This window comes from Thalassotalea sp. ND16A (assembly GCF_000764205.1).
Lineage (GTDB): Bacteria > Pseudomonadota > Gammaproteobacteria > Enterobacterales > Alteromonadaceae > Thalassotalea_A.
The window spans coordinates 98,451-124,305 of record NZ_JQDZ01000112.1 but is presented as its reverse complement, the minus strand read 5'-3'; the positions used below and the strand labels follow the sequence as shown (position 1 = coordinate 124,305).

The window sequence follows — 25,855 nt, the reverse complement described above, 5'->3', positions numbered from 1 at the left end:
AGTTAACCCTAGTTGGTATTGGTATTAGTTTTGGCCGAGATATTTTCGCCAAATGTCACTCACTTGCTGACGTTCTATAAGCAGTTTATCTTCGGCCATTTGCGCCGGTAAACTTTGCAAAACCAGCGCGTGGCCGGTATCGCGTAACGCACAATAACTGGACACTAATTGTTGCTGTTCAGCCGTGGTGATTAATTGCTCGGCTTGTAAGCCGCCAAAAATTCTGACGTTATCGGAAAAATGGCTTAATCCATGATGTTCATGATTATTATTGAGCACCAGATATTGGGCTAAAAATTCTATATCCGCCAAGCCACCAACACTTTGTTTTATATCGATAACCCCCTCGCTGCTAGTATCTAAATGCTGGCGCATTTTTTCACGCATCTTAGTCACGTCAAGTTGCAATTGTTTCGCATCTCTTTTCTCAGTTAATACCTGATGACGTATTTCAGTAAACTTTTCAATCAGCGCTTTATCACCGCTAACGGCGCGTGCCCTTACCAGCGCTTGATGCTCCCAGGTCCAGGCGTCAGTATTTTGATAATGCTTAAAGGTATCAATATGCACCACCATCAAGCCCGAATTGCCCGAGGGTCGTAAACGCATGTCGGCTTCATATAAAATGCCATTGGCAGTGCGGGTATTGAATAAATGCAAGATCCGTTGCGCCATTTTTAAATAAAACTGCTTGCTAGGGATAGATTTTTCACCACTGGTTTGACAGCTGGCATCACGGTTATGGACAAACACCAAATCAAGGTCAGAGCCATAGCCTAATTCGATGCCGCCAAGCTTGCCGTAGCCGATCACGGCAAAGCCTTTTTCATCTGTGCCTATGGTGGAGTTTGGCTGGCCGTATCTGTGCACCATTTGTTGCCAGGCCATGCTAACGACTTCAGTAATGATGGCTTCGGCTAATGCGGTCAAATGGTCACTCACCTTCATTACCGGCAAAATACCGGTAATGTCTGCAGCCGCAATTTTTAATTGCTGGGTCTGTTTAAATTGTCGTAAACCTTCCATTTGCATTTCCAGATCGTCTTCCGGAATTCGTAATAAACTCTCACCCAGCAACTGTGGGTAGTCGTTGAATGCCGGGATGGCATATAACAATTTGGGATCAATTAACTCATCGAGTAACAACGGAAATTTTGCCAGGTACTCACTGATCCAGGCGCTTGACTGACATAAATTCAGTAATTGCTTAAATGCCGGCGGGTTTTCAAGTAACAATTCTAAATACGCCGTGCGGGTAACTATTTTCGTCAACACCTGTAAAGTTCTCTGCAAGGTAAGCTGTGCGGTTTGCTGTTCTGGCAGAAACTCAAGCAATACCGGCATCAACTTATCCAGCACTTGTCTGCCACGGTTGCCGACACTGCGTTTTTTCAGATCCGCTTGAAAATTCCTCAGCTGTTTATTCAGTAATTCGGCTGGCCAGCTTGATCTTTTTTTCAGGATCCACTCTATCGATTCTTGCGTGTCCCAATTGGCATGCCAAAACGTCAGCCAATGAGCATCCACCGCCGTATTTTGTTCATTATCTTCACCAACCAGCAAACTAAACTCATGGTTCACCGCCTGCATATGACGCTGACAGGCAACTACATAATCTTGCCATTGGGCAAAGCCCATTACGTGCGTTAACCGTGCCCGATTTAAATCCGAATCTGGTAATTGTTGGGTTTGTTGATCGGTAAATGCCTGGATCGCATTCTCACTACGCCTTAAAAAATAATACGCACTGCGCAACGTTTCGGCACTATTAACGCTAATACAGTCATGCTCAACCAATAAGGATAATGCGGTTAGCAGGTTTCGTTGCTGTAATTTTTTTTCTCGGCCGCCGCGGATCAGTTGAAACACTTGCACAATAAATTCAATTTCGCGGATTCCACCAGCGCCTAATTTAATGTTGTATTGCAGTTTTCTTCGTCGTGCTTCTTGCGCTATCATCTGTTTCATCCGACGAAAGCTTTCAATGACACTAAAATCAATATAGCGACGATAAACAAACGGCTTGAGTAAATCGCTTAACGCTTGATGATAAGGTCCATCGCCAACAATTCTTGCTTTGAGCATCGCATACCTTTCCCAGTCGCGCCCCTGATCTTGATAGTAATTTTCCATGGCGGCAAAACTCAATGCTAACGGACCACTATCGCCAAAAGGGCGCAGCCGCATATCTACCCGAAAGACAAAACCATCTTTGGTCACCTGATCGAGTGCAGCAATTAATTTTTGCCCGAGGCGAGTAAAGTATTGCTGATTATCAATGCTCCTTCTGCTGCCAACGGTCTCTCCTCCTTCTGGATAGACAAAAATGAGGTCAATATCAGAAGAGAAGTTTAGCTCTTTGCCGCCTAGTTTTCCCATCGCATATACCAATAACGTTTGCTCTACTCCCTGATTATTTTGTGGCTGGCCCCAAAGTGACTGGCAATGTTGATGCAGCCAGGTCAAGGCGCCGTCAATCAAAGTATCGGTGAGCCTGGATAAATTGGCTAATGAGGTTTTAAGTTCGCAATGATGGCACAAATCGGCAATGGCGATTGCGCTTAAGAATTTATTGCGAAGTTGTCGTAATACCCGGTGCAATTCATCTTCGCTGGCACAATTTGAAATTCTTTCTAATAGATAAGCACTGGCATCTACCTGCTCGGTAAAATCAAAAAACGACGGCGAAAACATCTCACTAACCCATTCAGGGTTACTGATAAATGTTTCCGCAACAAAATCACTCAACGCAAACGCTTGCTTGAGTAAGTGAATTTGCTCAATCGTTAATGCCTGAATGACTTCCGCGGCATTTTCACTAAAGCGGTTAAAATGATCCGTTTGTTGCTGAATAAGTAACGCATTTTGAATATCTGAAAGTGACTTTTGCACTGGCTAAATTTCCATTTTTATTGAATATTATACGGTTTGTTACAATTGCTAAGGGTCTGTTGACCTTTCGAGTTCAAGTTTTGTGCAACTCAGCGATTTCTGATCGCGGCACTTGTGCTGTCGCTTAGTAATTCTAAGTAAGTAACAAGCAACAAAGAGCAGGTGTCGCTTAGTTGAACCCGAAGGGCAACGGTTTCTTTGGCATTTCTACCGCGTTGTCACAAGTTCAAGTAGAATAACTACATCACACATGCTCCGCCTTGTATAAATACCAAAGAAATCGTTGCAAAAATGAACTCCAAAGAACAACAGACCCTAGACATATTATGTCGTTGATGTTATTACTATCTATCAGTTTGACGAAATATAATTATAGCGATTCTATTTCGTCAATCCTTACCTTAGCATTTTTGAAGGAAAGTGAGCATAAATGCAATCAATAAAACGATTAATTTTACTGTCTATCCTCAGCCTAACTGTAGTATTAAGTGGCTGTAGTGACCCCTATATAGCACAAATCCAAGGCCAAACGCCGGTTACTGAGCAGCGCATTGCGCAATTAGGTGATGCCCTTGCCAATGGGCAAGTGCGCAATGCCAATTTGATCAATCAATACGCCGCAAAAGTGCTGGAACTTAAGCCTGATTTGCAACCCCTTATTGCCGAATTTAAAAAAGATGCCAGCATACAGGGACCAATGTATTTAGCTTTGTTAGACAGAGTAAATACAGTGAAAAACCAACCGCAAATGTTTGCCGACAATAAAGCGATTTACCAAGAGTTAATGAACATCTATCAGGCCGCCGACCCGGTGCTCTATTCCGATGCCCTTAGTGACCCGCTTAACGTATTAGCCGATATGTCGGATGGCGCCTTGCCGAGAATTAATTCGCAAAATAAGGCCCAAAGCTTAATTGACAACAACGCGCAAGACTTTGGCGTTGGCTCGCAACTCGTCGGCAACCCTTCTTACGGGCAATGGCAGACCAACAGTTCCGGCATGTCATTTTGGGCCTGGTATGGCATGTACTCGATGATGGGCAACATGTTTGGTGGCAATCGCATTTATTATGACAGTTGGGGCCGCAATCGCGGTTACAGTTATTACAATGATTATGGTCGTAGCCGTTATACCTCACCAAGTAATTTGCGCAAACAAAATCAGGTAGAAACTCGTACCCGCAAGTCATTTGCCAGTAAAGGTCAGAAATTTACCAGCACCTACAACAAAAATCGTAGTGGCTCATCCGGGTTGTCAAAGCAAAGCCAAAATGCGCAAAAAACCGCCAGTAAGTTTCGCAGTAACAGTTCAAGCAAATTTAGCAATAAAAGTAAATTTGCCAGTAAGTCAAAATACAGTAAAAAACCACGTTTTCGGAAAAAACGAAAATCATTCATTTCACGCGGTTTTCGTCGCCGAAGATAATAGGAAGCACCATGGACAATTTGTTAAATATCACCAATATCGATCAGCATATGTTGATTATTCTGGCCATCGATGTCGCGGTTGCAATCCTGTTGTTATCGGCAATGCGTTTTGTTGCCGGCTTAACGGCTAAAGTAAACACCACCGATGAACTGGCGAAAGAAGATAATTTTGCCTTTGGCATCAGCGTTGCCGGCAGTGTTGCCGCATTAGGGATCGTCCTTACCGGAGCCATCACCGGGGAAAGTGCGATAAGTTATGAAGTTGAAGCCATTGGCATGTTTGCCTATGGTTTGTTTGGCTTAATATTGATTAAGCTCGGTCGCATCATTCATGACCGCTTAGCCCTAAATAAACTCGATAAAATGGCAGAGATTAAAAATCGCAATATCACCGTTGGTATCGTCGATGCGGCAAGCGTTATTGCCACCGCCATCGTCATTCGTGCGGTGTTGATCTGGGTGGATGGTCTCGATGGTTATACCTTTATCGCCATTGCCAGCGGGTTTGTCGTATCGCAAATCATTTTGGTATTAGTGACCCGGATTCGTGAACGCCATTACGCCAGAAATAACCAACAAGATTCGATGCAAGAAGCATTTTGTGACGGTCAGGTAGCGCTAGCGTTACGTTACAGTGGGCAGATTATCTCAACCTCTCTGGCCGTTACTGCGGCCAGTTACTTCTTGGTCTACACCCCGGAAACCATAGTTGAAAACCTGGTCGGCTGGTTATTCTTCGGCTTGCTGATGACGGTGGTTGTCTCCTTGTTAACCACCATCGCCAAACGCATTATTTTGTGGGGCATCGATATGGCCCAGGAAGTTGATCAACAACACAACGTGGGTGTTGCCAGTATTGAGATGGCTGTCAGTATTGCCATTGCGATGATCTTAACGGCATTAATGGTTTAATGCCAAGTTGACTCATTATCTGATCATTTTTAATGGCTAAAACAAATTGGTATAACACTGAGTCAAGAGAAACAATATTTATCAAATTTATCATTTGACATATTATGTCAATGTGCTAAATTTATAACCTATGACATAATATGTCTTGTTTAAAATAAGGATAACCATGAACATTCATAAGATAGCTGATCATCTAAACTTGTTAGCCGATAATTCAGATACCGGTTTATTGTTCGATTGCCAGCCTATTTCGGGTGAAGTTGACGTATTGCAAATCACCATAAGCGATCGTGAAGAGTTACCCATTTTTGTGTCGGTGACCGACGATCAAATTTTATGTATCACCTACCTTTGGGGTGAAGAAGAAGTGAAGAGCGATAAAAGAGTGGCAATGCTGGAAGCTATGTTAGAGATGAACATTCCGATGCCATTATCTTCATTCGCCAAGATAGGCGATAAATACGTGATATTTGGCGCACTGGCCATTAGTTCATCGTTTAGCGATATTGAACATGAGTTAGCCGTATTGAGTAATAATGCCATTGAAGTTATCGATGATATGGACGAGTTTTTAGCTTAACCAATTTAATACCTTTACCGGTATCTATGGAGTAATTATGAGTATTTTTAAAAAAATTATGACCGCAATACGTGGTGGCGCCAATGAAATGGGCGAAGGCATTGTTGATGCCAACGCAACCCGTATTTTTGAGCAAGAAATTCGCGATGCCGAAAATCACTTAACCAAAGCGAAACGCGACTTGACCGCAGTAATGGCGCAACAAATGTCAGCCAGTCGAGATCTGGATAAAGTGAAGCGCGATATTGTTGAGCATGAAGGTTATGCCACGCAAGCATTAGAAAAAAATAATGAAACCTTAGCGCTGCAAGTGGCCGAGAAAATTGCCAGTCTGGAAAATGAGCTAGCTACCCAGCAACAAGCGCTTGATAGCTATAGCAACAATGCCGACAGGTTAAAAGATCTGGTGAAAAAAGGTGAACGTCAGGTGACAGAATACAAACGTCAGCTGTCGATGGTAAAGACCACCAACAGCGTACAAAAAGCCACCTCGGCCATTACCGATAATTTTTCATCGAGTAACTCAAAGCTGTTAAATGCGAAAGACTCATTAGAGCGTATAAAAGCCAAACAGCAAAAGTTTGATGACCAATTAAAAGCCGCGGAGCTGTTAGAAGCCGAAGATTCCGACAGCTCGCTGGAAGCGCAATTAAAAGCGGCTGGCATAGGTAATCAGGACAATAGCGCCAATTCGGTGCTAGATCGTCTGAAAGCGAAAAAACAAAACCAAGCTTAACGACAGCAAGGGTATCAATTATTGATACCCTTTTCCGGCTGGAAAAACATTAAAAGCATTTTATAGCAAGTTGATTAACTATCTGTTCATTTTTAATCAACTTGCTATTTACACACCATAGGTGGTTAATGAACTTTTTAAAAAAACTGTTCGCTAAAGACAGCAACGACAGTAATAAGGCACGCCAACTTAATCAACCGCAAGATCTGTTGAGCAACGACATTATTGTGCTTTCAGACAACTTCGCCCTACCAGAAATACTACGTCAGCAGCAGTTTCAAGTAAGTAATATTAACAGTCATGAATTTGAACATGCACTCATCACCGAATGGGCCTTAACCGGCAAGAGCAATGAAACCGTTTATTTAAGCGTTGAGCGCGGCGCACAACCATTTCTAAAATTTAGCTACCGTATTGAAGAGCAAGACGTAGCAAGCTTGTTTAATTTAGATGACTTTGCCCAAATATTTAGCGAAGACGCCGATGCACTGTTAACCAGACAACAGGATAGCCCGAGAACATCGGGCTGGACTTGTGAACAATATCAACAAACCGTAGCCGCGCAAATGGGCTATTTTCATCGTAAAGATTGCCGGGCAATAGCACCGTCAGAGTTTGAGGGTGAGGATGCAGGCGAAGTGTTCGAGCTTTATAGTTTGCGTGGCAATGACGACCAATACGCCATAGACATTCAAATTTGGCAAGATGGTGATACCGATGTATTTGTCAATATCTATCGACCAGTAAGTGATATCAAAGAATACTATCCAGGGAGCTAAGATGAATAACCGCAAAGTACCCGACAAATGGCAATCGAATGTGAAAGCGGTGAAAGCCGTGCAAGTGGCGTTTGATATGGATGAAAAGGTACAACAAGAAATTCGTAAAGCCGCGGTTGATGCCAGTTTAAGCCCGTCAGATCAAATCAGAATGATTTTAGGTTTGCCCGTTCATAAAAAACCGAAGCGGCCTCGTTTAACGGTTTCACTGAGCCCTGATGATTACCAACTTCTTGGCGAAAAGTACGGGATTGAGCCAAGCATGCAATTAGAAATCAAACGAAAATTAATGGATGAGCTAATCGACTTTGTTAACGACAAGCAAATATAAGGGTAATTGATTACCACTCGTTATCAGTAATCGATGATAAAAAAGCTATAATAAGCAGGTGTTGAATTGAAGGCATGATAACCTATGTTAATTCTTATCCGCAAAATCCGCTTTTACAAGGTCGACGAATTCGGCGTTAGAAACTACCATAATAGTTACCTTGTCGGCATCGCATTTTTGATGCTGTATATCGCCATGGCAGTATTCTCTGTTGTCCTATTACATTTTGAAAGTGCTCACACCGACGCAAACATCAGTACATTTTATGAAGCGTTTTGGACCTTGCAAATGACCGCAAGTACCATAGGGTATGGTGATTTTCACCCGGTTTCAACTGGCGGCAGAGTAATAGCAACCTTGATGTTCTATATTGGCTTCGGTTTAATGGGTTTTATTGTTACCAAAGTGCTTAGTTCCTTTATTGGCTTTTCAAATACCGATGTCAGAAATAGAGAGTTAAGAAAACAAAATGCTGAAATTATAGAACGCAACAAGATGCTTGAAGATAAAGTAGATTGTTTAGTTAAAACGTTAGGCAAAATCACTACCAATTAATCGCAATTCAAGCACTACCCTCAAAGACAAAAGCAACTCATTTGAGTTGCTTTTCGGTATTTCACTCTAACTGTTCACACCGTTATTTCAGCCAGTAAGGGGATAAATTTAACGCCGCTTTACGACAATGCTCTAATGCGCACAATAAATTTTCCACTTTATCGTCTAACCAGTAAATCAGTTTTTTCGGCATCTCCTCGCTACTGCCTTGGAGGTGCTCTTTTAATAAAAACAAGGTTTCTAACTCATCAATACCAAAATGTATATCAAGCCAGGGGCCACGAAAATCCATGCGTTGATCAACATCGTATAAATCACCAAACCAATTGCCGGTGAGTAAACTGTGAATGATCAAAGTGTGATTATCGATATAATCCTGGGCAGTTAACGTTTTATTGACTGGAATCGATTGTTTAATATTATCCAAATTAATGGCCAGCCAGCTTGGTGCCAAATCCATCAGCAGAGTTTGCCCATCGACATTGTCGTTTGAACAAGTGGCTGTTGCACCACTATCGCCACTTAATATTAACTCTAACATTTCCAGCTGTAATAAATTAAATTGCTCACCATGCAGTAATAGCAGCACCTGGTCAAAATCTTGCAGTTGATGCTTTTCATTTTTCAAGGTTGCCAGCAAGCTTTCGCTATACTCAATTTTTTTGCGGTAATTGCCTTTCTTGGTGGTCAACTGTTTAATTTGCTTGGCCGTTTCCACCCACGCCAGCTCTGTTAAAATATCCTTTATTTTGAGACGAATACTTTCGGCTTTCTCTCTGGATAAATAATCTTTGTAAAGCCACAAACCATGACGTGCCATGGCCAGCGAGTCGGAAATTTCTTTTAACAACGTCAACGTTTGATCATCAACAAACTGACTGACCAGCTGCTGTAATTGTGCTAAACATTCGGCAAAGCCCTTATTGAAGGACTGTTGTACACTCATCGAACTGTGTAATGGCAATACTGAATTTGCCGAACTGATGTGTGCTTCGGTATGACCAAATACCAGACCATAGCCGCGTGCCGCTTTGCTTTGCGTACCGGGTCTGAGCGCAAGCGCAGTCATTAAGTTTTGCGCCAGGCTAAATAACGCTGCCGTATTGCCGGACACTAACTCAAGTTCAATTTCGCAAATGGTATCCGCTTTCTGGCTTGAGCATATTTCGCCTTGATCAAAGGCTAATTCAATTTGACTGTTATCGGCACAGGTAATTAGCCAGGCGGTACGGGTAAAATCGGTATTGAACAACGGCGTTAACTGTTGTTGCAACGATTCAACGTGTATCTGTGCCGGCCAAATGCTGCTATCAAACAAGCTTAAATCGGGCACCTCATCTTGTAAGGCAATGTTATATTCTGGCCGCTGATGTAAGCCGCCGATAACTGTGCCCGCGGTTTTTATGGTTTGCTCGATGTCACCATCCGCATTTTTTCTTACCCGTAAACCAATATCGGCTTTGCGTAGTTGCAAATCCGGAGTATCAAAATAGCAATTGGATAAGTGCTTTATTTTTTGCGAAAAGGTGAATTGTTGTTGGTTTAGAAGGTTGGTAATAACTGCAGATATATTGTCACCTAAAACTAAATATTTAAGTTCTATTTCAGTGTCCATGTACGGTGTTTGCATTCTCATTATTGCTAAAGTTAGTTTGCCCACTCTACAAAAGCTTAATCATGCTTTCAATCAAAAACTGAACAATTTAACCTATAGGGTATTTATTTCCCTATTTTTTTGATATAAATCACCTTCTCCGCAAGAGGTTAATCTTGCTATCGAACTAACAAACCCCTACTATTTACTACATTGTATAGCGGCTTTTAATCTGTAATGAACTATATTCAAAAAATAATTATTCTCCTCACCATTGGTTTGTCCTGCTCTGTTATTGCTGAAGAAGACAGCGCTAATGTCGCGACCAATCAAACGGCTTTTATTAGTGACGATCTATTTATCTATTTCCATTCCGGTCCCGGCACCCAATATCGTATTTTAGGCAGTATTGATGCCGGCGAAGATGTACAACTGTTGGGCGAAGTCGAAAATGGTTATCAACATGTCAAAGATCTTAAAAACCGCGACGGTTGGGTAGATGCCAAATACATCTCGCCAACACCAGGCTTAAGAGTGGTTCTGGCCGAATTAAATGAAGAGTTGGTGGATAAATCCAGAGAGCTTGGCGAATTAAAAACAAAACTCAGCAATAGCAATAAACAGCTGAATAGTTTCAAACAAGACAACCAAAAATTGACCAAGCAAAATCAGGAAATCACGCAAAAATTTGAACTGATCAGTGCCGAATTAGATGAGAATGAATGGGATATCAAACTTACCTGGTTCTCCTATGGCGCCGCCGTTTTGGTGATAGGCTTAATTATTGGCTTGGTATTACCGAGATTCATTGCTCGCAAAAGCAGTTACTCATCCTGGAATTAGAAAAGTTACCGCCAATGCACGTTATTTTTGATGTACTTCATCTTTACTATTTACCTCAATATTTACCGGTACACCAACAACTGATAGCGCAAGGAGTCGGTTCCAGTTTCGTGTTTTATCATGGCATTCATGATGAGGTTATTGAGCAGATAATCACTGAACAACAGTTAACCAGTATCTGGGTAGATTCTGCAGAGCAGGCGTGTGATCATTATCTGCAACAGCAAGCCGACTGGGTATTTTTCGCCAATGCCTTCAGTTTATTAGATAAAGTTCATCAGGTGAGCAAATCGGCACAATTAGGACACGGCATAGGTCCGAAGGCCAGTTATTACACCAAGTCAGATACCGCAATGACGGTGCGCTTCGTCGAAGGTGAATATCGTTGCTCGCGATTACGTGAAATGTACCCTAAAGATGTGTTTATTGATGTCGGTTTTTGCAAATTGGATGCCATTGTCAAAGGCGATGATGTTGGCTTCTGTCTCGATGATCTAGGCCTCGACAGCAGCAAACCAACGCTGACTTATGCCCCAACATTCTACCCTAGCTCGATAGAATGTTTTCCTAAAAACTGGCCCGAACAGTTTGCCGACTACAACATATTGATCAAACCCCATTACTTTTCGATTGCCAAAGAGAAATACCGAAAACAAAAACAATTACTCGAACACTGGGCTAAATTTGACAACGTATACCTTGCCAAAACTTCAGATTATTCGCTTGTTCCGTTTTTAAAAAGCTCCGACATTTTAATCAGTGACGCTTCCTCGGCGCTATTTGAATTTGCCGCCTTAAACAAACCGGTAATTTGGTGTGATTTTCTCAAACTCAGGTGGAGTTATAGCGGCATATTTTCTTATCGATTCAAACGGCGCATGGACAAAGATTACGGGGAATATGCCGATATCGCCGTGCACGCACAACACTATTCGCAATTACCGCAATTAGTCCGCGAGCAATATCAACAGCCGAGCATGTTAGCCGCTACCCGTTTATCACTGACCAATAAACTCGCGGGTACGCTTGATGGCAAGGCCAGCGAACGTATCGTGGATTATTTAAAAGCTCATTAATAATCCCCAAAATACCGGCGTATTAAGAAATTTAGTCTGATTAAGGCTGAAACTTCAGCCTTAATCCTATTTGATGCTATTGCGCACTATCCAACCCTTGCAGCTTATCTACTTTTCGTTTTAAAAATACATTCATTTTTAAGTTTCGCCAAAGGTGCTTTAATGATGAGGTTCTGACAAACTGCTGATACGGTACAGATTCATGTTGGTGCAACAACTTTGCAATTGCATCCGCCTGTCGTTCGGTAGCATGACCATCTGGCTGAAAAATTGAGTAATGAAAAATCTTTTTGCGCATTTCCTGGTGAGGGTCAGCGTTTAAGTTATTGTTGATAAGGGTGGCAATATCGTCTTCGCTATTGATGACATCACCTGCTTGCCAGGCGAAGGTATTCGACGAAATGTCATCACTCGGCTTGTAGTGCACGGGAGCAGGGTTGGCATAAATAATTGGTCGATTAAAGTGAAACCATTCATAACATGCCGAAGAAATATCCGATATCATCACATCCGCCTGATCCATATATTGTAATATATTATCGGCGTATAAAATTTTAATCCGATGTTCCAAGCCGTGTTGTTTGACATAATCTTCCATTTGTTTATTGACTGAATTTCCATTTTCATGCACTAGTGAATGGAACTTAACAATAAAATTCACCGACTCCGGCATATGTTTCAGCAGGTTTACCCCCCATAGCGGTAACGAACTTTCACCATAAAGGGAAAAACGATGCTGCTTGGCGCCTTCTTTCGCCATCGAAATCCAGGTAGGAGCATACAAAACAGTGGGTTTGCCATTAGTAAACAACGGCTGATACTCAAGCGAGTCGTTAATTAACGGGTCAAATTTGGGATAGCCAACGATTTCATAATTCACCACACTATCGAGTAGCTCCGCCTTAGCCACTTTATCGCGAGATTTTTCCCCTGGAAATAATACCAGGTCATACATACTGATGAAGGCGTTCTCCAAGTAGCGCTTATCTGACAAGCCACCATGAAAAATTTCAACACTCAAGCCAAAGTTTAGGCTTTGAAATGCCGGGTAAACGACAATTCGCATTTGATGTTTTTTTAAGAACTGTTTGGCTTTTTGGCGGTTACGAATAAAGAATGTACGCTCGGCAATTTCTGGATATGTTTTATGGATATACTCAAGAATTTTTCTCCCGCGAACGATAATTGGTCCGGGAAATTTTGTCTGCAAGCGATATACTGGCGGAAAATGCTGAATATTATCATTTACATAATAAGCAACTTTACAATCAAACATCGTATAAATTTCTCTTCTTTTTCATCATTAATCACTGCAGTATCGTTTTTACAATCACCACTTACTTATATACCTATATTCTACCCTAGTTCAATAAGATATTTCCTTAAAAATGCCCCGTACCGTTTGCTTATTTCAATATTATTCTCAAGTCAATTACTCCACGTAAATGAAGGCAACTCCAACAAGCAATATCAATGACGGCCATGTTAACAGGTACTCACTTGTCTCTGACTAACAAACTCGCCGGTGCACTCGACAGCAAGGCCGGTAAATGTATCGCAGATTATTGAAAAGCTCATAGAGAATCAACCTGCTGCTGCTACCCAAAACAAACAATAATGTGTAAACTAGTCGGCATAAAATTACCAATCCTAAATACAGGTGTATTATGAAAAAAATCGGTTATACCACCGGCGTCTTCGATTTATTCCACGTAGGTCATTTGAATGTTCTGAAAAGGGCAAAACTTGAGTGCGATTATTTAATTGTTGGTGTGACCAGCGACGAACTGTCGATGTCAGCGAAAAATAAAAAACCGATCATTCCATTCAATGAACGCATGGATATTGTCGAACACATTAAGTTTGTCGACGAAGTGGTGCCACAAATGAACTACGACAAAGAAGAAGCCTGGAACAACTTAAAGTTTGACAAAATGTTCGTCGGTGACGATTGGAAAGGCAGTGATAAATGGAATCAAATTGAAAAGGATTTTGCTGAATTTGGTGTTGAGATCGTTTATTTTCCGTACACCACTCATACTTCAAGTAGCTTTTTAAGAGAAGTGTTGAGTAAAATTTAATTAACCTTATATCCTTTAAAATAATGAACAGCGGGCTACTATGAGAATCATAACATTTGGTACCTTTGACGTTTTCCACGTAGGCCATGTGAATATACTTGAGCGTGCCAAGTTACATGGTAGCCATCTGATCGTTGGTGTTTCATCTGATGCGTTAAATTTTTCAAAAAAGAATCGTTACCCAATTTACAACGAAAAAGACAGACTTCACATTATTCGTTCCTTAAGAGACGTAGATGAGGTTTTTATTGAAGAGTCTTTAGAGTTAAAAGCGGATTACATAAAATATTTTAATGCCGACATACTTATTATGGGAGACGATTGGCAAGGTAAATTTGATCATTTAAAAGGCTTATGTGATGTAATTTACCTGCCAAGAACGCCTTCGGTGTCAACGACGGAAATTATTGAAGTAGTGAAAAGCTCAATAATCTAAATATTATTCTAACCCCGCCAGTTTATCTACCTTGCGTTTTAAGTAAAACTGTACTTTAACAATGCGCTTAAGGTGGTTAAAAAAGGACTGCCTTATGAATTTTTTGTATGGTAAATCTTTAGTTTTTTCCAATAACTGCTCAATCGCCTTAACCTGCCTTTGTGTTGCATTACCATCCGGTTGAAAAATTGAGTAATGAAAAATATTATTGCGGATCTCTTGATGAGGATCTTCTTGCAAGTTCTTATTAAGCAAGAGCGCAATATCTTCTTCTTTATTTATTATATCGCCAGCTCTCCAGGCAAAGGTATTGGAAGAGATATCATCACTTGGCTGGTAATGTTCTGGCGCCGGATTGGCAAAGATTATCGGGCGATTAAAATGAAACCACTCATAACAAGTCGCAGACATGTCCGATATCATCACATCCGATTGATCCATATACTGCAGAATATTATCCGCATGTAAAACTTTTATCCTGTCTTGTAAGCTGTGCTCTTTTACATATTCTTCCATTTGCTTATTAATCGAATTGCCGTCTTCATGGACCAATGAATGAAATTTAACGATAAAATTCATTGATTCAGGCACATTCTCTAACAGTTTAATACCCCATAACGGCAAAGAACTTTCACCATGCAAAGAAAATCGATGTTTTGTCGCTCCTTGCTTTGCCATAGAAACCCATGTTGGAGCATACAAAATTGTTGGCTTTTCATTATCAAATAAAGGCTGATAATCTAATGACTCATTCATCAAAGGATCAAATTTGGGGTAGCCTACCACCTTATAATCAACAATATGATTTAATAAACCAGCCTTCTCTACCTTATCCCTGCATTTTTCACCCGGAAATAAGACTAAATCATAAAGACTAATAAGGGCATTTTCTAAATAACGCTTATCGGAAGGTCCGCCATGAAAAATCTCAACACTTAAGCCAAAGTTTAAGGATTGAAATGCCGGATACACCACTACTCGCATTTGATGTTTCTTTAAAAACTGCCTGGCTTTGCGGCGGTTTCGGATAAAGAAAGTACGTTCAGCGACTTCAGGGTAATTTTTTTGAATAAATTCAAGAATATTTTTCCCTCTGACAATAATCGGCCCGGGTAACTGCTTCTGCAGACTAAGTACAGGTGGGAAATGCTGAATATTATTATTTACATAATAAGCAACTTTACAATCAAACATAGTATAAATATCTCTTTTATAAGGTAAAACGTAATTAATTCCAACGGTAATATTTCAGTTTTTTTCGCATTTTTAACCGGCGAATTAAATTTAACGGTTTACGTTTTAAATGGCCAATGCCACTGTCGATTAATTCATCTACCGCAGCAATCACTCGCGCACTTGAGTGACCATCCTGGTGTGGGTGTATATTGTCACAATGTGCTTTAATCGCACTGATAACTGCAGCATCGTTTTGAAACGCATAAGTTAATTTTTGTTGCAGTTCATCGGCATCGGTAAAATTAATTAACCAAGGTTCGGGACGACGGTTAGCAAAAGATACTACGGGTTTTTGCTGCAGGGCAAACTCGGCCAAAATCGATGAGGTATCAGACAATAACACATCGGCCGCTTGTAACAACGGGATGATATTACTGGTTTCAACGAACTGAACATTGTCTGTGGCCAGCGCTTTAAACATTGCCACCTCTTGCTCGGTAGCCTTGGGATGTAATTTGATTAACCAATGCCAATCTTTTTCGTTGATCAGCGCTTTAATTTGTGGAAAAAGCGCGTACGTGCTGGTCAGTTTTGGCGAAAACGTCGGCGCATAAAAGATCACTGGCTGTTCCGCACGATACTTTTGCTTATCCGGATGTTCGCTAAACAATGGGTCCAGTTTCGACCAACCGGTCTCTTTGACCACACAAGTGCCGTCATTGATGGCATTAAACGCTTTGCTGATATTCGGGCCTTGGGTGCAGTACAAATCAAAAAAGCCGCGAATATTAAATTTATTCTTCTTACCGGAATCAAACCCATGAAAAACCTGAACTTTTATGCCGGGGAAAAAATCGGGAATATAGTTACCTGGGGCAAGAACGGCATCCGCCTGGTATTGCTTTACCTGTTTTACCTGCTGAAACAGGGTATCATCGGCGCCAATGTACTTTTCAGCCTCGGCTCCTTTGGGGATAAACCACGCAACTTGGTAGCCACGTTGCTTGAGTTCCACTTCAATGGGTCTAAGCACACTGTATGAATATGACAGCGTCACATAAAATAAATAGCGTTTCGGGCTGATCGGGTTATTATCCATGAAAAAAGCACATCTGATTACAATAACTTGAATTATATCACTTAATGCCCGGTAAAGTGAGTGCACAATTTAACTACTATGCCAACATTGGCAACTCAATTTACGCAGGAAAATTGGTTTCAGCAAAATGACATAGCTAATCGCAACAATATATAACCAAAACGTTGTTGACAGGCGTGAGCAAACGTCTTATTGTTAGAATAATTACCCTATCAAATAAAAATTCTATTTAACTGAATAATTATTAATGACTAAATATTTTAAACAACGCATTCTACTTAACCTCCTGCTACTTCAAAGTTGCGGGTGTTATTCTGACGTTTAAAATAAACTAACTGATTAACCAAAACCCGCAAGTCACATTGCGGGTTTTTTCATTCTGTAATGTGATTAATGGGCTAAGCTAACTACGTAGCAACTTAACCCCAAAAAGGCTACATCCACAAAGGCAAAATTATGAATAACAACGTCACTATATTCGATACCACATTACGAGATGGCGAACAGGCATTGATCGCCAGTTTATCGGTACATGAAAAATTGCAAATTGCCCTTGCCATTGAACGTCTAGGTGTCGATATCATGGAAGTGGGTTTTCCGGTGTCTTCGCCGGGTGATTTCGAATCGGTACAAACCATAGCCCGCACCTTAAAAACAAGCCGGGTATGTGGTCTATCACGAGCGGTAAAAGGTGATATACAATCTTGTGCCGACGCCATGAGCGTGGCCGAAGCATTTCGTATTCATACCTTTATTTCCACTTCCGATGTGCACGTTGAACAAAAATTAAAGCGTGGTTTTGATGATGTGCTGAATATGGCGGTAGATGCGGTTAAATTTGCCCGCAGATTTACCGACGATGTTGAGTTCTCCTGCGAAGACGCTGGCCGTACGCCAAAAGATAATTTATGCCGCATGGTAGAATCGGCAATCAATGCCGGTGCCACCACTATCAACATTCCGGATACCGTCGGCTATACCATTCCTAATGAGTTTAGCGGCATTATTACCGACTTATTTAACCGTGTACCCAACATTGATAAAGCAATTATTTCAGTACATTGTCATAACGATTTAGGCTTAAGTGTGGCCAACTCGATTGCCGCCGTACAGGCCGGCGCCAGACAAATCGAATGTACCATCAATGGCATCGGTGAGCGTGCGGGTAATTGTTCTTTAGAAGAAGTGGCGATGATCATGCAGACCCGCTCAGACTTCTTAGGTTTATCAACCAATATAAATCATAAAGAAATCGCCCGTACCTCAAAATTGGTCAGCCAAATTTGTAACATGCCGGTACAAGCGAATAAAGCGATTGTTGGTGCCAATGCGTTTAGTCATTCTTCCGGTATCCACCAGGATGGCATGCTAAAAAGCGCCAACACTTACGAAATTATGACGCCGGAGAGTGTCGGTATCAGTAAAACTAAATTAAATCTTACCTCACGCAGTGGCCGCCATGTGATTAAGCATCGTATGGCAGAGTTAGGCTATCAACCGAGTGACTTTGATTTAGAAGAGTTATACCAGGACTTTTTAACCTTGGCCGACAAAAAAGGCCAGGTATTCGATGACGACTTAGAAGCCTTGTTGTTCAAGAACCAGCAACAAGACGATCCGAGCAACTACCGCATCGAATACTTAAACGTAAACTCAGGTAGTGGTGAATTTGCCACCGCAAGCATCAAATTGGCCTGTGGCGGTGATGTACAAATTCAGTCGGCTACCGGTAATGGCCCTGTTGATGCTTTATATCAGGCCATTAAACAAGCCGTGGATATTGATTTTGAAGTGGCCGATTACAAAATATCGAACAAAGGTGAGGGCGAAGATGGCCTGGGCCAGGCCGATTTAGTGGTGAACTGGCAAGGCCGAAACTTCCATGGTTTTGGTATTGAAACCGATGTTATTGAAGCTTCCGGTAAAGCCTTAATCGACGCATTAAACAGCATTCGACGTGCACAAAATGTAGCCTTGTTAAAACAACAGGCCGCTGACACAAGTATTGAACAAAAAATCCAAGGAATTTAACACAATGGCAAACATAGCAGTATTAGCCGGTGACGGCATTGGCCCGGAAGTAATGAATGAGGCGGTAAAAGTATTAGCCGCAGTGGCGAACAAATTTGATTTTGAAATCAGCACCAAAGCCTACGATGTCGGTGGTTTAGCCATCGACAATCATGGCAATGCGTTGCCAAAAGAGACTTTGCAAGGCTGTATCGACTCTGACGCCATTCTATTTGGCTCAGTCGGCGGACCAAAATGGTCAAACCTACCACCAACCGAGCAGCCAGAGCGTTGTGCCCTGTTGGGACTACGTGGCCATTTTGATTTATTTTGCAATATGCGCCCGGCAACGTTACAACCGGCGATGTCAGCGCTATCGACCCTGCGAGGCGACATCTCGAAGCAAGGTTTTGACGTATTAGTGATCCGTGAATTAACCGGTGATATCTATTTTGCCGAGCCAAAAGGTCGCCGTGGTGAAGGTGAAGAAGAAACCGGATTTGATTCGATGTTTTACTCGCGCCGAGAAATTAAGCGCATCACCCACCTGGCCTTTCAAGCCGCGCAAAAACGCGATAACAAAGTGACTTCGGTGGATAAAGCCAACGTACTGGCGACATCGCAGTTATGGCGTCAAGTGGTGGGAGAAGTGGCGGTGGAATATCCGGACGTCAGTTTTGAGCACATGTATGTGGACAATGCAGCGATGCAATTAGTGCGCGATCCGAACCAGTTTGACGTACTACTTTGCCCGAATCTGTTTGGTGATATTTTATCCGATATTTGTGCGATGATAACCGGCTCTATGGGCATGTTGCCTTCTGCCAGTTTGAATGCCCAAAGCTTTGGCATGTATGAACCTGCCGGCGGCTCTGCACCAGACATTGCCGGCATGGGTATTGCCAACCCGATTGCGCAAATTTTATCGGCGGCACTGATGTTGCGATACAGTTTAAACCAAGAAAATGCCGCCAACGCGATTGAAGCTGCGGTTGCAAGTGCATTGGATAATGGCATTTTAACTGGCGATTTATTACCGGCAGAGCAAAAGCAAAATGCAAAAACCACCAGCGAAGTTGGTGATTATATTTGTGCACAAATCAGCAATATCTAAACTGAACTCGGGATAAACAGCATTCATCGTCCCGAATTTAGCTTAACTGAGAATTAATACCTGGAGAGCATATAATGGCTACCACTTTATACGAAAAATTATGGCAACGACACTTAGTACAAGACAAAGCCGGTGAAACACCACTTATCTTTGTTGACCGTCACTTAGTGCACGAAGTCACGTCACCACAGGCATTTGCCAACTTAAAATTTCATCAGCGCCCGGTGCATAGCCCAAGCCGAACCATTGCGACGATGGATCACAATATTTCAACCAAAAAATGTGATATTGATGCCGCCGGTGCCAATGGTGCCAATCAGTTAAAAACGCTAGAAAAAAATTGTTCCGATTTTGGCGTTAAACTTTTTGGCATGGGTCATAAAAACCAGGGCATCGTGCATGTGATGGGGCCAGAGCTAGGCTTAACGTTACCAGGGCAAGTGATTGTTTGTGGCGATTCCCATACCGCCACCCACGGCGCTTTTGGTGCCTTGGCCTTTGGTATTGGTACCTCTGAAGTAGAACACGTTTTGGCCACACAAACGTTGCGTCAAAACAAAGCGAAAACGATGAATATCAAAGTTGAAGGCAAAGTAAACCTTGGTATTAGTGCCAAAGATATTATTTTAGCCATTATCGGCAAAGTCGGCCATGCCGGTGCCACCGGTTATGTGATTGAATACACTGGCGACGCTATCCGTGCCTTGACGATGGAAGAGCGCATGACGGTGTGTAACATGAGCATTGAATTTGGCGCTAAGGCTGGCTTAATCGCCCCGGATCAAATTACCTTCGATTACCTAAGCGATAAAGAAAACGCCCCGAAAGGCGAGGTTTTCGCACAAGCGGTTGCAGATTGGAAAACTCTGCAAACCGATGCAGATGCTGGATTTGACACTACGGTGAGTATTGATGCTAGCCAGATCAAGCCACAGGTTACTTGGGGTACAAACCCAGGGCAAGTCACCGCCATTGATGATGTCGTACCAGCACCGGAAGATTTTAGTGACCCAATTGAACGTGAGTCTTGCATTAACGCGCTAAAGTATATGGATTTAACACCGGGTACCAAGATTAGCGAGATTGCAATAAACAACGTCTTTATCGGCTCTTGCACCAATTCGCGCATTGAAGATTTACGCATTGCTGCGGCCGTGGTTAAAGGTAAAAAAGTATCAAATACAGTAACCGCCATTGTGGTTCCTGGCTCTTATCGAGTACGAGAGCAAGCCGAAGCCGAAGGCTTGGCCAGCATATTTACCGAAGCTGGATTTGAATGGCGATTACCCGGTTGTTCAATGTGTTTGGGCATGAATGATGACAAGTTACAAGCCGGCGATCGTTGTGCATCAACCAGTAACCGCAATTTTGAAGGTCGTCAGGGTCGAGGCAGCAGAACCCATTTAGTCAGCCCGGCGATGGCAGCTGCGGCCGCCATTGCTGGCCATTTCACCGACGTAAACGCCTAAGGAGATAACCATGGAAAAATTTACTCAACATACAGGGTTTGTTGTCCCCTTAGATCGTGCCAACATCGATACCGACCAAATCATTCCGAAACAGTTTTTGCAAAAAACCACCCGTACCGGTTTTGCCCAGCATTTGTTTCACGACTGGCGCTTTTTAGATGATAATGGTTTACAACCCGATCCAAGCTTTATTCTCAACAAGCCAGAATACGACGGCGTAAGTGTGTTACTTGCTCGCGAAAATTTTGGTTGTGGCTCTAGCCGTGAACATGCCCCCTGGGCCATTCAGGAATACGGTTTCAAAGTGGTTATTGCCGCGAGTTTTGCCGATATTTTTTATGGCAACTGCATCAACATCGGTATTTTGCCGGTAGTGTTAGAGGAAGCGGTAGTCGATGATTTATTTCAGCAAACGGCACAAGGCAAGCTGGAACTTACCGTTGATCTTGTGGCAATGAAAGTCATTAACGGCACGAAGGAATATCCATTCACATTAACCACGTTTCAAAAGTACTGTTTAGAAAATGGTGTTGATGCGGTTGGCTGGACCCTAGAAATTGCCGATCAAATCGATACCTTTGAACAGCAACTACCCGCCTGGCAATAAAAACCAGGGTCAGAGTCAGCTTTAAATACCTGACTCTGACCCTAGTTTACCAGTTAGACAGCGCCGGCAAACTAAATCTTTGCCCTTTATACTGCATAATCACTTTTTGTGGTTGTATCTCTTCGATGATCAAACCGCCCGGAGTAGCATCACCGGTATAGTAATCCTGGTCATTTAAACGTACCCAGCTATTGGCCAATTCAGAGCTATACATATGTAATGAAAAGTGTAATATCGGCACTTCCTTTTGTAACCACATCGGCATTAACGCTAAAGATTTCACCCCGCTATCAGACACTAAACCATGTTTCTTTAAGCTCGGCGCAATATCACTGCCAGCATCATCATTGGCGTTATTTTCAGTGTCGGTAAAAGTGCCACTATTGCTATCATCAATCGCAGTTTCAAACGCATGTAGTAACTCAGGCGAGACACCATCAAGCGCTGCTTTATTGAGCGATAATTTAACTGGTTCGGTTTCTGTCGGTTGATTATTTTTGTTGCTAGCGTTGTTAGCGGTATCATTGGCTGAATTTTTCACCAACAACCCTTGTTCTGCAATCGCCAATTGAATTTGTTTATTTAATTCTTGCTGTTTGGCTTGTTGCTGGGCATTTTGCTGAGCTAACAGTTTTGCCTGCGCATCCTTAGCTAGCTGCTTTTTGCCTGCTATCAGCTGTTGATTATAAATATCAGGTATTAAGAAATACTGGGCAGCAGCACTTTGCATGCCATAGTAAGGTTTTAGCCCTTCAGCCTCAGTGTTGGTATTTTCTTTCTTTGTGTCATTGGGCAAAGCCGTTATTTTTTGCTCCTGAACAGCATTAATGATTAGCTCAGCACCGCCTCCCAAAATGTACCCGGCAAACATAAATACCATAGCGAACAGCAACAGACTCACTGGCTGATAAAATCGAAAGCGACTCTTCGGGTTAGATTCAGCGGAACTCAGTTGCTGAGCGAACGAATTATTTGCCTCATCCGCGGTGGCTGTTGAGGTTGAATTTGATTTGCGTAAAGCATCAATTATATACGACATTACTCCACCTCCTTGTTCGTTGCAGTCATAGCAAGTAATGATACCGGTTTCGCCAACACCATCACAGTTTCGGTATCTGCATGTTGATTTATCACTAAGCCGCTGCGCTGTTGAAACTGCCCTACCTGGTTTTTTAGCAACGCATCAACCCGGTTAATTGCTCTTGTTTGCCGGCCTTGCTGTTTGCTTAAGTTGTTTTCTAGCCATTGCACCAATTCGGCTGAGCTACTTTCGTCAATAACATCAATAAACTCCTCTGGGCTGCGCCATAACACCACGGCACTGCCTAGATAAATTTGCTGAAAGTAATCTTTACTGAGCCAATGGCTGGTTTGATTCAAAATCAGCTGCACCTGTTCGGTTTCGCTCGGCAGGTAAGTGGCATAATACGGGGTATTATTGCTATCAAGTAATTGTACTACCGCGGGGTACCCTAAGGCGTTAAGCGTATCAAATTCTCCTTGATACCAGTAACATTGCAATTGTAAGCTTAGCGCCGTTTCACATGGTTGCGATGATGCAGCGGCAGTGCCAGAATACTGAACTTTCCAATGGCTGAACAGTTGCGAAAATGCCTGGTCTAACTCCCTCGATTGGTTAATCAAGGCATTGGGGATACGTGTTAACTGTAGCGCTAATTGTTGTTCACGTTGAGCTGCAAGGTTTTTTACATCGGCCATTTTTGCCTGGTCAATTTCAGCAAGTTGAAACTTAGCCAGACTAAACCCAGACCAGGCAAAAATTAGCATTGCGGCACCAGCTAACGATTTTTTCAGCCAGGGTCTCTGCCAAATGCTGTAAGCACTCATCTCTAAACCTAACGTTTCCTCTGCCGATTGATACACTATGTTGTTATCAACCTGAGTTTTCTCTTTGCTAAAGGCACCTAACAATGACCTGTCACATAACAGGTTGATTAAACGTGGCACACCACCCGATAACTTATGGATCAAGGCAAACGCGGCTTTGCTAAATAGTGGCCGCTGACAACCGGCGATAGACAAACGATGTTCGATGTACAACTTCACTTCGGCTTTATTCAACGGCAACAAATGATATCTGGCAGTAATACGTTGCGCCAGCTGCCGTAAGTCCCGGCGTTTTAACAACTCTTGTAATTCCGGCTGACCAATTAAAATTACCTGCAATAACTTCTTGGTATGAGTTTCTAAATTAGTCAATAAGCGTAACTGCTCTAACACTTCAGCTTGCAGATGCTGGGCTTCATCAATAATTAACAAGGTGTTTTTGCCTTGGCTGTAATTATCTAATAAGTGTTTCAAAATCAGATCGGTGAGTACTTTTAAGCTGGTTTGCTCCGCGCCATGCTCAATATGCAGTTCATCACATACCGTTGCTAACAATTCCTTCGCCGATAACGTGGGATTTAAAATAAATGCTGCCTGGGTATTACCGGGAAGTTGTTCTAACAAGCATTTAGATACCGTAGTTTTGCCAGTGCCAACTTCCCCCGTTAGCATGACAAAACCTCCCGCATCGCCCAAACCATAAGTTAAATGGGCAAGCGCTTCTTTATGGCGCGCACTCATAAATAAATAGCGGGGGTTAGGAGCAATTGAAAAGGGAACATCTGTCAGACTAAAATAGTCGGTATAACCGTTATACATATAAGGCGAACATTATTTAAGAAACTCTTTTCTGAAATTACCCTGTAACTTTACCGATGTCAAAAATAGCGGCTATTTAACCTTGGTTTTTTGCGATACACTTATCAATAATTTAAATAAATAGCTGAAAAAGCATTAAAAACCTATGAGTAAAGACGTTACCTCTTCATTAAACACTTTTTTAGTTGGCGGTGCTGTTCGGGATCATTTACTCAACCGTAAAATCCTTGAGCGTGATTTTCTGGTTGTTGGTGCCACCGCTGAGCAAATGTTAGCGTTGGGTTTTATGCAAGTAGGCAAAGATTTTCCGGTATTTTTGCATCCGCACAGCAAAGAAGAATATGCCCTTGCGCGAACCGAACGCAAACAAGGCAAAGGCTATACCGGCTTTGTTTGCTATAGCGAGCCAGATGTAACCATTGAAGAAGATTTACGGCGTCGAGACCTCACCGTAAATGCCATGGTAATGGACGGCAAGGGGAATATCATTGACCCGTTTAATGGCCAGCAAGATCTTGCAAATAAAGTTCTCCGCCATGTATCCGCCGCATTTGTAGAAGATCCACTCCGGGTTTTGCGAGTTGCCCGCTTTGCCGCCAGATACCACTATTTAGGTTTTACCGTAGCGACTGAAACCATCAAACTGATGCAAGCCATGGCTGCAGACGGTGAGTTGAATAATCTTACTCCAGACCGAGTGTGGAAAGAGTTTTCTCGGACGCTCGCAGAAGATAACCCAGAAGTGTTTATTGAAATATTGCACCAAACCGGAGCATTGAAAGTGCTTTGGCCAGAACTTGACAACTTATGGGGTATCCCTAACCCTGAGCAGCACCATGGTGAAATTGATAGCGGTATTCATACCCTGATGGTATTGCGCCAAGCCGTTAAGCTTAGCGCTAATGCAAACGTCAGTGAAGGTAGTCAAGTGGCCGTACGCTTTGCTGCCCTTTGCCATGATTTAGGTAAAGGCTTAACACCAAAAAACCAGTGGCCTGCACATCACGGCCATGAGAAGTCTGGCTTAGAGTTAGTTGAACGTGTTTGTGTACAATTTAAAGTCCCCAATCAAATAAAACGCTTGAGCTTATTGGTGTGTGAGTTTCATTTGCATTGTCATAAAGCTTTCGAGCTAAAGCCCAGTACCGTATTGAAAATGTTTAATCAGCTTGATGTATGGCGCAAGGCTGATGATTTTGAGTTGTTTATTTTAGCCTGCCACGCCGACTTTAACGGCCGATTGGGTAAGGAAAATGAGGATTATCCACAAGCCGAATATTTACAAGCTGCGGTTGCGGCCTGCAAACAAATAAACCCTCGTCAGTTTGTCGAGTTAGGGTTAAAAGGTTTCGCGATTAAAGAGGCCATGGATACAGCAAAAGTTGCGGCAATTAGACAGTTGAAGGAAAGGTTGCTGCGCGGCTGACGGCCAAACCGGACCAATAAAAAGTCCGGTTAAACGTTACCTAG

At 42.4% G+C, this 25,855-nt stretch carries 23 protein-coding genes; 16 read left to right on the top strand and 7 right to left on the bottom strand.

Annotated elements, in window-relative coordinates:
* Positions 1–24: 24 nt before the first annotated feature.
* Entirely contained in the window at positions 25–2,892 is a 2,868-nt protein-coding gene (gene glnE / locus ND16A_RS03505) for a bifunctional [glutamate--ammonia ligase]-adenylyl-L-tyrosine phosphorylase/[glutamate--ammonia-ligase] adenylyltransferase (RefSeq protein ID WP_033078804.1), read from the bottom strand.
* A gap of 430 nt (positions 2,893–3,322) precedes the next feature.
* Here glnE and ND16A_RS03510 point away from each other — a divergent pair, with 430 nt between their 5' ends.
* The 7 genes from ND16A_RS03510 to ND16A_RS20400 all read left to right on the top strand — a co-directional run bounded on the left by ND16A_RS03510 (position 3,323) and on the right by ND16A_RS20400 (position 8,213).
* Positions 3,323–4,318 carry a hypothetical protein gene (locus ND16A_RS03510; RefSeq protein ID WP_033078803.1) on the top strand — a complete coding sequence of 332 codons (996 nt, stop codon included), beginning with the start codon at positions 3,323–3,325 and terminating at the stop codon, positions 4,316–4,318.
* Between the two features lie 11 nt (positions 4,319–4,329).
* Entirely contained in the window at positions 4,330–5,232 is a 903-nt protein-coding gene (locus tag ND16A_RS03515) for a DUF350 domain-containing protein (RefSeq protein ID WP_052073263.1), read from the top strand.
* Between the two features lie 166 nt (positions 5,233–5,398).
* A complete protein-coding gene (locus tag ND16A_RS03520; protein WP_033078802.1) occupies positions 5,399–5,812 on the top strand; it encodes a YjfI family protein in 414 nt (137 codons plus the stop codon).
* A gap of 37 nt (positions 5,813–5,849) precedes the next feature.
* On the top strand, positions 5,850–6,548 hold the full coding sequence (locus ND16A_RS03525; protein ID WP_033078801.1) for a PspA/IM30 family protein: 699 nt from the start codon (positions 5,850–5,852) through the stop codon (positions 6,546–6,548).
* 128 nt (positions 6,549–6,676) lie between these two features.
* The gene (locus ND16A_RS03530) at positions 6,677–7,327 is read left to right on the top strand and encodes a hypothetical protein (RefSeq protein ID WP_033078800.1); all 651 of its coding nucleotides are present in this window, start codon (positions 6,677–6,679) and stop codon (positions 7,325–7,327) included.
* A gap of 1 nt (position 7,328) precedes the next feature.
* Positions 7,329–7,658, top strand: a complete 330-nt coding sequence (locus tag ND16A_RS03535) for a hypothetical protein (protein WP_033078799.1) — start codon at positions 7,329–7,331, stop codon at positions 7,656–7,658.
* Positions 7,659–7,742: 84 nt separating this feature from the next.
* Positions 7,743–8,213 carry a potassium channel family protein gene (locus tag ND16A_RS20400; protein ID WP_052073262.1) on the top strand — a complete coding sequence of 157 codons (471 nt, stop codon included), beginning with the start codon at positions 7,743–7,745 and terminating at the stop codon, positions 8,211–8,213.
* 82 nt (positions 8,214–8,295) lie between these two features.
* On the opposite strand, the gene ND16A_RS03540 is transcribed toward ND16A_RS20400, so the two are convergent.
* On the bottom strand, positions 8,296–9,843 hold the full coding sequence (locus ND16A_RS03540; protein ID WP_033078798.1) for a CYTH domain-containing protein: 1,548 nt from the start codon (positions 9,841–9,843) through the stop codon (positions 8,296–8,298).
* Between the two features lie 201 nt (positions 9,844–10,044).
* Between ND16A_RS03540 and ND16A_RS03545 the strand changes: the two genes are divergently transcribed.
* Positions 10,045–10,650, top strand: coding sequence for a TIGR04211 family SH3 domain-containing protein (locus tag ND16A_RS03545; RefSeq protein WP_033078797.1), 606 nt, complete (start codon positions 10,045–10,047; stop codon positions 10,648–10,650).
* A 14-nt stretch (positions 10,651–10,664) separates the two neighbouring features.
* On the top strand, positions 10,665–11,726 hold the full coding sequence (locus ND16A_RS03550) for a CDP-glycerol glycerophosphotransferase family protein (protein ID WP_033078796.1): 1,062 nt from the start codon (positions 10,665–10,667) through the stop codon (positions 11,724–11,726).
* 76 nt (positions 11,727–11,802) lie between these two features.
* On the opposite strand, the gene ND16A_RS03555 is transcribed toward ND16A_RS03550, so the two are convergent.
* Positions 11,803–13,002, bottom strand: a complete 1,200-nt coding sequence (locus ND16A_RS03555; protein WP_033078795.1) for a CDP-glycerol glycerophosphotransferase family protein — start codon at positions 13,000–13,002, stop codon at positions 11,803–11,805.
* A 391-nt stretch (positions 13,003–13,393) separates the two neighbouring features.
* On the opposite strand from ND16A_RS03555, the gene ND16A_RS03560 reads away from it, so the two are divergent.
* Positions 13,394–13,807: an adenylyltransferase/cytidyltransferase family protein gene (locus ND16A_RS03560; RefSeq protein WP_033078794.1), complete on the top strand. Its 414-nt coding sequence runs from the start codon at positions 13,394–13,396 to the stop codon at positions 13,805–13,807.
* A gap of 40 nt (positions 13,808–13,847) precedes the next feature.
* Positions 13,848–14,243, top strand: a complete 396-nt coding sequence (locus ND16A_RS03565) for an adenylyltransferase/cytidyltransferase family protein (RefSeq protein ID WP_033078793.1) — start codon at positions 13,848–13,850, stop codon at positions 14,241–14,243.
* 3 nt (positions 14,244–14,246) lie between these two features.
* On the opposite strand, the gene ND16A_RS03570 is transcribed toward ND16A_RS03565, so the two are convergent.
* On the bottom strand, positions 14,247–15,437 hold the full coding sequence (locus ND16A_RS03570; protein WP_033078792.1) for a CDP-glycerol glycerophosphotransferase family protein: 1,191 nt from the start codon (positions 15,435–15,437) through the stop codon (positions 14,247–14,249).
* Positions 15,438–15,471: 34 nt separating this feature from the next.
* Entirely contained in the window at positions 15,472–16,518 is a 1,047-nt protein-coding gene (locus tag ND16A_RS03575) for a CDP-glycerol--glycerophosphate glycerophosphotransferase (RefSeq protein ID WP_033078791.1), read from the bottom strand.
* A 456-nt stretch (positions 16,519–16,974) separates the two neighbouring features.
* Here ND16A_RS03575 and leuA point away from each other — a divergent pair, with 456 nt between their 5' ends.
* From leuA to leuD, 4 genes are all read left to right on the top strand, one after another.
* Positions 16,975–18,549 carry a 2-isopropylmalate synthase gene (gene leuA / locus ND16A_RS03580; RefSeq protein WP_033078790.1) on the top strand — a complete coding sequence of 525 codons (1,575 nt, stop codon included), beginning with the start codon at positions 16,975–16,977 and terminating at the stop codon, positions 18,547–18,549.
* A 4-nt stretch (positions 18,550–18,553) separates the two neighbouring features.
* Positions 18,554–19,642 (top strand): 3-isopropylmalate dehydrogenase, encoded by a 1,089-nt coding sequence (gene leuB / locus ND16A_RS03585; RefSeq protein WP_033078789.1) that lies wholly within the window; start codon positions 18,554–18,556, stop codon positions 19,640–19,642.
* Positions 19,643–19,716: 74 nt separating this feature from the next.
* A complete protein-coding gene (gene leuC / locus ND16A_RS03590) occupies positions 19,717–21,111 on the top strand; it encodes a 3-isopropylmalate dehydratase large subunit (protein WP_033078788.1) in 1,395 nt (464 codons plus the stop codon).
* Positions 21,112–21,121: 10 nt separating this feature from the next.
* On the top strand, positions 21,122–21,718 hold the full coding sequence (gene leuD / locus ND16A_RS03595; RefSeq protein WP_033078787.1) for a 3-isopropylmalate dehydratase small subunit: 597 nt from the start codon (positions 21,122–21,124) through the stop codon (positions 21,716–21,718).
* A 46-nt stretch (positions 21,719–21,764) separates the two neighbouring features.
* Here leuD and ND16A_RS03600 read toward each other — a convergent pair whose 3' ends face one another.
* On the bottom strand, positions 21,765–22,757 hold the full coding sequence (locus ND16A_RS03600; protein WP_033078786.1) for a general secretion pathway protein GspB: 993 nt from the start codon (positions 22,755–22,757) through the stop codon (positions 21,765–21,767).
* Positions 22,757–24,385: an ExeA family protein gene (locus ND16A_RS03605; protein WP_052073261.1), complete on the bottom strand. Its 1,629-nt coding sequence runs from the start codon at positions 24,383–24,385 to the stop codon at positions 22,757–22,759. Before ND16A_RS03605 ends, ND16A_RS03600 begins: the two co-directional genes overlap by 1 nt.
* 145 nt (positions 24,386–24,530) lie before the next feature.
* Between ND16A_RS03605 and ND16A_RS03610 the strand changes: the two genes are divergently transcribed.
* Positions 24,531–25,811: a multifunctional CCA addition/repair protein gene (locus ND16A_RS03610; RefSeq protein WP_033078785.1), complete on the top strand. Its 1,281-nt coding sequence runs from the start codon at positions 24,531–24,533 to the stop codon at positions 25,809–25,811.
* Positions 25,812–25,855: the final 44 nt, after the last annotated feature.